Source organism: Aureispira sp. CCB-QB1, assembly GCF_000724545.1.
Lineage (GTDB): Bacteria > Bacteroidota > Bacteroidia > Chitinophagales > Saprospiraceae > Aureispira.
Genome location: NZ_JHBV01000094.1, coordinates 1 through 536, shown reverse-complemented (window position 1 = coordinate 536; position 536 = coordinate 1). Strand labels below are relative to the sequence as shown.

Annotated in this window: 1 protein-coding gene and 1 pseudogene; both read right to left on the bottom strand. The window is 45.1% G+C overall.

The window, feature by feature from the left end; translation table 11 throughout:
- A partial coding sequence (locus CG11_RS26350) for a hypothetical protein (protein WP_156039923.1) occupies positions 1 to 207 on the bottom strand: 207 nt, incomplete at its 3' end.
- A 2-nt stretch (positions 208 to 209) separates the two neighbouring features.
- Positions 210 to 536: pseudogene (locus CG11_RS30570) on the bottom strand (hypothetical protein); the annotation flags it as partial.

Below are 536 nucleotides of genomic sequence, written 5' to 3'. Positions count from 1 at the left end.
GGATCCTAAGAAGCCTGTAATGCTGTCCAAACCATTGGCACTGGCATTGATAATATCAGCGGCATTTTGTGTTTTTTTGTTGGGCGCTTGATTGGAATCGCTGTTAGCGTTGTTGTTTTGATTTTTGTTTCGGTCTTCACTCACCGTGCCTTCCCCTTCTAAATGGCAAGCCATAAAGAGGGGGGCATTTGGATCTTCACAAGCCATGGTTATACTTTTTTAACGAAGTGAAAAGAAAGTGCCAACATAAAAAGAACGATGCTGATTTGCAGTGCAAGCCCTGTGATGCTTTTAGCCGTGCAATAGCCACAAGGTTTGTTGGGCGTTGCTGTTGGTGTGGGCGTTGGCGTTGTTGTTGGTACTGTGGTGGTAGTCGTACTAAGAGTTGGATTAGATGGGTTGACCAAATTCTCATTGTTGGAGTTGGTCGTATTGGAGGTGTTGGTTGGGCTGACCGTATTTTCTAATACCTGAGGAGTGTTTTTAGTGGGTTTGGGATCAGGAACAGAAGGCATTGCAGTGGTGGTAATCGTTGC